This is a genomic window from Micromonospora sp. NPDC005220, from assembly GCF_040607895.1.
Lineage (GTDB): Bacteria > Actinomycetota > Actinomycetes > Mycobacteriales > Micromonosporaceae > Micromonospora.
Window position 1 is genome coordinate 12,989 of sequence record NZ_JBEXHP010000108.1, and the last position, 5,501, is coordinate 18,489.

At 73.0% G+C, this 5,501-nt stretch carries 6 protein-coding genes; 3 read left to right on the forward strand and 3 right to left on the reverse strand.

What is annotated here, in order from left to right; genetic code table 11:
* Positions 1–142 precede the first annotated feature (142 nt).
* The 3 genes from ABZU52_RS26925 to ABZU52_RS26935 are packed head-to-tail and all read right to left on the reverse strand — an operon-like array spanning position 143 to position 2,916.
* Positions 143–733, reverse strand: a complete 591-nt coding sequence (locus tag ABZU52_RS26925; RefSeq protein ID WP_354973757.1) for a GNAT family N-acetyltransferase — start codon at positions 731–733, stop codon at positions 143–145.
* Positions 730–2,241 (reverse strand): APC family permease, encoded by a 1,512-nt coding sequence (locus tag ABZU52_RS26930; protein WP_354973758.1) that lies wholly within the window; start codon positions 2,239–2,241, stop codon positions 730–732. The genes ABZU52_RS26925 and ABZU52_RS26930 overlap by 4 nt, the downstream gene beginning before the upstream one ends.
* 48 nt (positions 2,242–2,289) lie before the next feature.
* Entirely contained in the window at positions 2,290–2,916 is a 627-nt protein-coding gene (locus ABZU52_RS26935; RefSeq protein ID WP_354973759.1) for a GPP34 family phosphoprotein, read from the reverse strand.
* 183 nt (positions 2,917–3,099) lie between these two features.
* Between ABZU52_RS26935 and ABZU52_RS26940 the strand changes: the two genes are divergently transcribed.
* The 3 genes from ABZU52_RS26940 to ABZU52_RS26950 form a co-directional block, all read left to right on the forward strand.
* A complete protein-coding gene (locus tag ABZU52_RS26940) occupies positions 3,100–3,924 on the forward strand; it encodes a helix-turn-helix transcriptional regulator (protein ID WP_354973763.1) in 825 nt (274 codons plus the stop codon).
* A 41-nt stretch (positions 3,925–3,965) separates the two neighbouring features.
* On the forward strand, positions 3,966–4,166 hold the full coding sequence (locus ABZU52_RS26945) for a DUF397 domain-containing protein (protein WP_354973760.1): 201 nt from the start codon (positions 3,966–3,968) through the stop codon (positions 4,164–4,166).
* Between the two features lie 28 nt (positions 4,167–4,194).
* Positions 4,195–5,501, forward strand: a 1,307-nt coding sequence (locus ABZU52_RS26950) for a helicase-related protein (protein ID WP_354973761.1), incomplete at its 3' end; no start/stop codon positions are given.

A 5,501-nucleotide genomic window follows, 5' to 3' on the forward strand; every position in this document is an offset into this window, starting at 1 on the left:
CGCGGGCCCGGCCCCCGCTGCGCGCCCCGCTCCCCGGCCCCCAGTGAGCGCCCGCGCGGCGGGCCGGCCCCCGCGGCCCCCGCCCCTCCGCGCTGTCACGCGAGCGTGACAGCAACACACCTGTCGCGTCGACCCGGCCGGTTCAGTGCCCGACCGGCTCCCGCCACATCGGCCAGAACGGCGTGCCGTCGGGCACCCGGAACGGCTCGCCGGCCAGGTAGCCGTGCTTGGCGTACAGGTCCCGGCTGCGCGGGCTGCTCGCCTCCAGGTACGCCGGTACCCCGTTGGCGTCCAGCCAGGCATGGTGGTCCCGCATCAGCGCGCTGCCCAACCCCTGCCCCTGTCGGTCCGGCCGGGTCGCCAGGAACGCCAGGTGGTGGTGATCCGGATGCGGGTGGTTCGCCGCGAACAGCTCGTCGAGCTGCTGGAACCGGTCGGTCCACTCGCCGCAGGCGGCGGCCAGTCGGGCGTCGTAGTCCGTCGGCGGCGGCGCCGGCTCGCCGACCGACGGCAACCAGACCGCGACCGAGGACCGGTCAGCCGTGGCGTGGACCAGGCCGTGCCGCATCGCGTGCTCGACCAGAATCTCGAAGTGTCCGGCCAGCACCGCCTCCCGCTTGCTCGCGTCCGGCACCAGCCAGTGCGTCACCCTTAAGGCGGTGAACGCCTCGGCGATCCGACCGGCCACCAGGGCGGTCTCCTCCGGCCCGAGCCGCTCGATGACCATGCTCATCGGCCCACCTCCACGGCGGCCGGCGCCTCCGGCGTGACCACGGCGGCGGCGCTCGCCGCACCCAGACCGATCCGGGCGTACGTGTCCGGGCGGTTGCTGCGCAGCAGCAGGGCCCAGCCGATGCCGAGCAGGGCAGCCACCGGGTACGCGGCGGGCAGCGCCCAGCGCAGGGTGGAGTCCGGCGCGACGCCGAGCAGGTTGGCGAAGTTCGACACGGCCAACCAGATGATCACGAAGAGCGCGATGGTGGCCAGGCCGGGTGCGATGGCCCGCCGCCAGAGGTGCTCGCCGCCGCCGAAGCGGGCGAAGTAGGCGATCACCGCCACCGAGGTGGTGGCGATCAGCAGCAGGACGCCGAAGCCGCCGGTGGTGCCGACCCAGAAGAACAACTGGACCACCGGGTCCCAGCCGTTGACCGCGTACAGCAGGATGACCAGCAGCCCGAGAATGCTCTGCGCCACCGAGGCGGCCCGCGGCGCCCCGGTCCGGGCCGAGGTCTGACCGAACACCGCCGGCAGCACCCGCTCCCGACCGAGCGCGAACGTGTAGCGGGCCGTGGTGTTGTGGAACGAGATCATCGCGGCCAGCACCGAGGTCAGGAAGAGCACCTGCCCGATGGTGACCGCGGTGTCGCCGAGCTGTGCGGCGGCCAGGTTGAAGATCAGCCCGACGCTCTGCTCGCCGGCCTCGGCGACGATCTGGTCCTGCCCGACGGCGACCGTCATGGTCCAGGACGACAACGCGTACAGCCCGGCGATGATCGCCACCGAGAGGTAGGTGGCCAGCGGCACCGTCCGCTTCGGGTCCTTGCTCTCCTCGCTGAAGACCACCGCCGACTCGAAGCCGACGAAGCCGAGGACGGCGAGCACCAGCACCGCGCCGACGCCCGGTACGAAGAGGTTGTCCGGCGAGAACGAGGCGAAGCTGACCTGACCGTCGGCCGGGTTGCCGATCTGCCCCAGGTCGTAGACGAGGACCACCACGATCTCGGCGACCAGCAGCGCGGCCAGGACCATGCCGTTGAGGTCCACCCGGAGCAGACCGAGCAGGCCGACCAACGCCCAGGCCACCAGGGCCACGACGGCCCAGTGCGGGTGCCCGCCGAAGAGTCGGTCGAGCACCGGCTCGGCCGCCACACCGATGGTGCCGTACAGCCCGACCTGGAGCGCGTTGTAGGCGATCAGCGCGACCCAGGCGGCGCCCACGCCGGCCGGTCGGCCGAGGCCGCGGGAGATGTAGGCGTAGAAGGCGCCGGCGTTCTCCACCCGGCGGGACATTGCCACGTAGCCGACCGAAAAGAGCGCGAGTACCGCGGCGATCAGCAGGAAGGCGAGCGGGATTCCGGTCACTCCGATGACGCCGTAGCCGGTGGTGACGACGCCGGCCACCACGGTCAGCGGCGCGGCGGCGGAGAGGACGAAGAAGATCACCGACGGGATGCCGAGGCGGCCTCGGGCCAGGGCTTCGGAGACGTTGCTGGGTCGGTCAACTGTCGATGTCGGGGGCATACGACTACTCCGATTTGTCGAGGGGAGGGTTGAGGGTTACCGGGGGGATCAGGGGATGCCGCGCAGCACGGCGGCGCCGACGGCGGCCTCGGTGTGCCCGACGAGTTCCTTGAGCGGTGCCGGCAGCGCGGGGATGAGGACGTTCAGCCGGTGGTGGGCTCGGGGGCCGGCACTCCACAGCACCTCGCGGGTCAGCCCCGCGGCCACGACCAGGCCGAGCAGCAGGGCGTCCGGCACGCCCGGCGGGTCCGGCCGGTCCAGCAGGGCGCGCAGCCGGGTGGCCGGCCAGGCCACCGCGTTGAGGTCGATCGGCAGGTAGCTGACCGTGGTTCGCAGCAGCCGGCGGCTCTCCTGGCGGCGCAGCACCCCGGCGCGGGCCAGCCGCTCCCCTACCGAGGCGGTCGCGCTCTGCGCCAGGAAGCTCAGCCAGGTGCGCAGCTCCCGGTGCTGGGACTCACCGACCAACTGGTCCAGCACGGTGTGCGCCAGCGCGTCGGCCGGCGGACGCCTGTCGATGACGGTGATCTGCCCGGCCGACACGGTTATATGTCCATAGAGGATCAGCTCGCCGAGGAGCCCGCCAGCGAGCCCGAGCCCGGTCGCCGCCGGGTGCAGTTTGGCCTTGCCACGACTGTCGTTGTGTGCGATCAGGAAGAACTCGTCGGCGATGAGCAACGGTCCTCCTGCACAGGTGTGTCCACAGTGATCGCGACCGGGAAAGGATGCACCGACAGCTACTGCAACGCAACTCCCAGATTTGAGAGTTGCACTCCGTGCAGGCGCGACCTGCGGATCTTGCCGTGACAGACTCGGACGGTGACCGCCATCCCCGCCATCCGTCCCGCCGCCAGCCCGACCGTGCGACGACGCCGCATCGCCCGGGAACTCCGCCAACTCCGGGAACGCGCGGGCATGACCCTCGATGTGGCCGCCCGACAGCTCGACATGTCCAAGAGCAACCTCTCCCGGATCGAGAACGCGCAGATCGGCATCAAGCCGCGCGACGTCCGGGCCGCCCTCGCGCTCTACGAGGTCACCGGTTCCGACGCCGAGGCGCTGATCGAGATCGCCCGGGGAGCGCAGCAGCGCGGCTGGTGGCAGAACTACAGCGACGTGCTCCCCGAGTGGTTCGAGTTCTACGTCGGGCTGGAGGCCGAGGCGGCGGCGCTGCGCACGTACGAGGCCGAGTCGGTGCCCGGGCTGTTGCAGACCGAGGCGTACGCCCGGGAGATCTTCCGGCGCACCGCCGGCGAGGACGGCCTGGAGCGCAAGATCGCCGCCCGACTGCGCCGGCAGGACGTGCTGCGCCGCGACGACCCGGTCGACCTGTCGGTGGTGATCAATGAGGCGGTGCTGCTGCGGCCGGTCGGCGGCGCCGCGGTGATGGCCGAACAACTGGTCCACATGAGCCGGATCGCGCAACTACCCAACGTGACAATTCAGGTACTTCCTTTCGCGGCCGGCGGGCATCCGGCCATGAGCACCCCGTACGTGATCCTGAACTTCGCCGATTCCGCCGACGCATCCATGGTTTACCTGGATAACCTCACGATGGGGCTGGCTCTGGAGGAAGCCGATCATGTGCTCGGGTATAGCCTTCTGCACGAGGAGCTGTGCCGGATGGCGCTCGATCCGACGGCGTCGTTGACCCGTCTTGAGCATGCTTCTCGTAACTTTGCGTGACCGCTTCTGCGGCACGCCGACGCAGACGAGAGGTACCGCGGATGACGGCGTACGACCTGACCCGAGCGGAGTGGCGCACCAGCACGCGCAGCAGCGGCAACGGCAACTGCGTGGAGGTCGCGACAGTCGACGGTCAGGTCGCCGTCCGGGACAGCAAGGACCGCTCCGGCCCGGTGCTCGCCTTCGGTGCGCCGGCCTGGCGGGCCTTCGTGCGCAGCGCCGGCGAGGTCCGTCGCTGCTGACCCGCCCGGCCCGGTGCGAGACTGGGCCGTGCTCTCCGACGTAACCGTTGACCTGCCGGTCCGTCCGGTGCTGCCGGCGCTGGTAGCGGCGCTCGACACGGCCGGCGCGGGTGTGCTGGTGGCCCCGCCGGGCACCGGCAAGACCACCCTCGCGCCGCTGGCCGTGGCCGACCGGGTGACCGGTCGGGTGGTGATCGCCCAGCCCCGCCGGGTGGCGGCTCGTGCCGCTGCCCGGCGGATGGCCGAGCTGCTCGGCGAGCGGGTCGGTGAGCGGGTCGGCTACGCGGTGCGCGGCGAGCGCCGGGTCGGCCCGGCCACCCGGATCGAGGTGGTCACCACCGGCCTGCTGGTCCGGCGGCTGCACCACGACCCGGAGCTGCCCGGCACGGGTGCCGTGCTGCTCGACGAGTGCCACGAACGCCAACTCGACGCCGACCTCGCGCTGGCCTTCACCGTGGAGGCGCGCGCCACGCTCCGGCCGGACCTGTGGCTGCTGGCGATGTCGGCGACCCCGGACACCGACCGGTTCGCCGCGCTGCTGGGCGGGCCCACCCCGGCCCCGGTGGTACGGGCCGACTCGGCGTTGCATCCGGTGCAGCGGATCTGGGCGCCCCCGGCACGCCCGATCGCCCCGCCCGGGGCCGGGCCGGTGGACCGGGCCCTGCTCGACCACGTGGCCGCCACCGTCCGGCGGGCGCTGCGCGAGCACGACGGCGACGTGCTCGTCTTCCTGCCCGGGGCCGGCGAGATCGCGGCGGTCACCGGCCGGCTGGCCGACCTGCGGGACGCGGTCGCGCTGCTGCCGCTGCACGGCCGTCAACGCGGCACCGAGCAGGACGCCGCTCTGCGTCGCGCGGACCGACGACGGGTGGTGCTGGCCACCGCGTTGGCCGAGACCAGTCTGACCGTCCCGGGTGTGCGGATCGTGGTGGACGCCGGACTCTCCCGGGTGCCCCGGATCGACCTGGCCCGTGGGTTGGGCGCGCTGGTCACCGTGCCGGTCTCCCGGGCCGCCGCCACCCAGCGGGCCGGCCGGGCCGGCCGGGAGGCTCCCGGGTACGTCTACCGCTGCTGGTCGGCGGCGACCCACGAGCGGCTGCCCGCCCGCGCCGAGCCGGAGATCGCCACCGCCGACCTGACCGGCTTCGCGTTGGAGCTGGCCGCCTGGGGCCGACCGGACGGCGTCGGGCTGGCGTTGCCCGACGCGCCGCCGGCCGCCGCGATGACGGTGGCCCGGGACACCCTGGAGACCCTGGGCGCGGTCGACGCCGACGGTCGGATCACGGCGCGCGGGCGGTCGCTCGCCGCCGCCGGGGCGCACCCGCGGCTGGCCCG

Excerpts from the sequence above, each read along its gene's own strand:
- ABZU52_RS26930 (WP_354973758.1), bottom strand. The coding sequence starts at position 2,241 with ATGCCCCCGACATCGACAGTTGACCGACCCAGCAACGTCTCCGAAGCC.
- ABZU52_RS26925 (WP_354973757.1), bottom strand. The coding sequence starts at position 733 with ATGAGCATGGTCATCGAGCGGCTCGGGCCGGAGGAGACCGCCCTGGTG.
- ABZU52_RS26945 (WP_354973760.1), top strand. The coding sequence starts at position 3,966 with ATGACGGCGTACGACCTGACCCGAGCGGAGTGGCGCACCAGCACGCGC.